This is a genomic window from Caballeronia sp., from assembly GCF_049581465.1.
Classification (GTDB): Bacteria; Pseudomonadota; Gammaproteobacteria; order Burkholderiales; family Burkholderiaceae; genus Caballeronia.
In genome coordinates this window covers 1-2188 of record NZ_JBAUSA010000829.1, presented here as the reverse complement: position 1 = coordinate 2188, position 2188 = coordinate 1, and the positions used below count along the sequence as shown (strand labels likewise).

The window sequence follows — 2188 nt, the reverse complement described above, 5'->3', positions numbered from 1 at the left end:
TTATGCGGGCGTTGTTCAGTGCGACGGTTACGCCGCCTACAAGACGATCGCCGCCAAGGCGCCCGATGGCCGGATCACGCTCGCCTTCTGCTGGTCGCACCTGCGGCGCCGGTTCTTCGACCACGCCAAGGGTGAAGCGCCGATCGCCCGTGAGGCGCTTGAGAGAATCGCCGCGCTCTACGCGATCGAGAAGACGATCAGGGGCGCAAGCGCCGACGAGCGTCGTCTCGCGCGCCAGGAGAAGAGCAAGCCGCTCGTCATGGCGTTCAGACCGTGGCTCGAGCATCAGTTGGCGCGTGTCTCCGGCAAGTCCGGCCTCGCCGAGGATCTGCGCTATGGCCTCAACCATTGGAAAGGGCTCGTCCGCTTCCTCGATGACGGCCGCATCGAGCTCGACACCAACATCGTCGAACGCGGAATCAGGCCGATCGTGCTCAATCGCAAAAATGCGCTCTTCGCCGGCCATGACGAGGGAGCCGAAAACTGGGCCCGCATCGCTTCGCTGATTGAAACTTGCAAGCTCAACGATGTCGAGCCGCAAGCCTATATCGCCGACGTCCTCAACAGGCTCGTCAATCTCTGGCCCGCTGCGCGCCTCGACGAACTTATGCCGTGGGCATGGACCAAAGCCAACGCCCCCGATCGACTCGCTGCCTGACGCTCGGCCCCTCAAACTCTCTCGTCAACTCCATAGCGCCGTGGGACGTAAGGGCCGCTTACGCTAGGGCAAATGCATCGTCATATTCAAACTGGCCAAATTTCCCGCTATCACGACTGGAGTCGCGTCTCATCTGCCCAGCCTGTGGAAATAGGAGGGTGACGGTGGTCTTTGAGCCGCCCAGCAATGCGGCGGCGCAGACAACCCCCTGCCCTGGCGCGCATCTAAGGTAGCAGTGGCCGGGACGCGGTAGCGGCCTCATCCCGGCCACCCTTCGCCGATGCCTTCGTTGGGGAGCTAACGTCCAACGCCAGTCTGGTTGAACCTGGTACGCTCGGCAAAGCCATACAGCCTTGCCGCGGTGGACGGTGGTGGTCTTGCCTTTTCATGCCAAAAATCTGCTTGGAATCGCCAATCGTCTCGGTTTGGTCGAGATGGTGCGCCTGCGCCGCCTCAGCGCCGTGACTTGAGGACGACAGACGCAGGCCCAGTCGGATGGCGCAGAACGTGTGATGCATCGTTGGCCAGATCTGACAGCAGATTGGCAGGCAAAAGCAGGACGCTATATGCGCCTTGTGCGTCAAGGTGACCGAAAGGAGTCACCAATGGTCGCGATTGGGGTTATCATTTGCGTTATGATGATCTTGGTGGGACTGCATGGGTAAATGCGTGACCGGGAAGTCTCTAATGGCTGCGACGACCTACTATGTTGCGCTCGCGTTCAAGCGATCAGAGGACAATGGCGACATCGTTGCGTGCGATCCGAAGGAAGCACGGAGCGCCGATCAAGCGATCCGAATGGCGGCCTCGTTAGCCATAGAAGAAGGACATTGCGGAGCTATCGCGTTCTCACGGACCGGCGACCCCGCGCTTGGCGACTTCGAGGACGCTTCGATTTTGAAAACTGTTGGTGAGGTTGATGTCGGATTGCTGACGGTTTAGTCGTAGCGCGGAGTTTTTCTTGCTCACCCGGGTTTTGCCCGATGCCACACTCGCAAGACTTTGCCACCTTCCGAATATATCTCTCCCTCCGGTTTGAAGTCGAATGCCGCTTTCTCCCCGGATTGTAGATGAACAGAGTTGCCCTCTTGCTTCGAGTCGGTTCGGACCTTGGAGTAATTCGCCGAGCGTACCAGCACGCAAACACCTGGCGTTGGAAGGATTCCGCCCAACGAAAGCATCGGTGGATAGTGGCCGGGATGAGTTGGACCCCCCTCGCGTCCCGGCCACCACTAGCCTAAATGCGCGCCAGGATTAGGTGATCCCCATTGACCTATGTCTCGCACGAGGTTCTCTTGCCGAGGCGTCCCGGTACGTACGTCCCGCTGCTGGCGTTGGTTTAGGACTCGCCAACGAAAACCTCGGCCACCACTAGCCTCTAGGTGTTTAGTCCCGGCATTTGCTGGAGCGGGTTGAGTTTGAATCGCTGGGGCTGTGAAGTCCATGCCCGCTAGGAGTCCCCCAAGATTGTTGGTTTGACGCAGCGTCGTCAGGGCCCCACTCTACAAGACCCGCCGCGGGGCTTCTCCT

At 59.8% G+C, this 2188-nt stretch carries 2 protein-coding genes; both read left to right on the top strand.

Translation table 11 applies throughout. The annotated features are described in order from the left end of the window. On the top strand, positions 1-658 hold a 658-nt coding region (gene tnpC, locus WCA53_RS20405; RefSeq protein WP_423914903.1), incomplete at its 5' end, for an IS66 family transposase. A gap of 687 nt (positions 659-1345) precedes the next feature. Next, positions 1346-1600, top strand: coding sequence for a hypothetical protein (locus tag WCA53_RS20400; RefSeq protein ID WP_423914901.1), 255 nt, complete (start codon positions 1346-1348; stop codon positions 1598-1600). Positions 1601-2188: the final 588 nt, after the last annotated feature.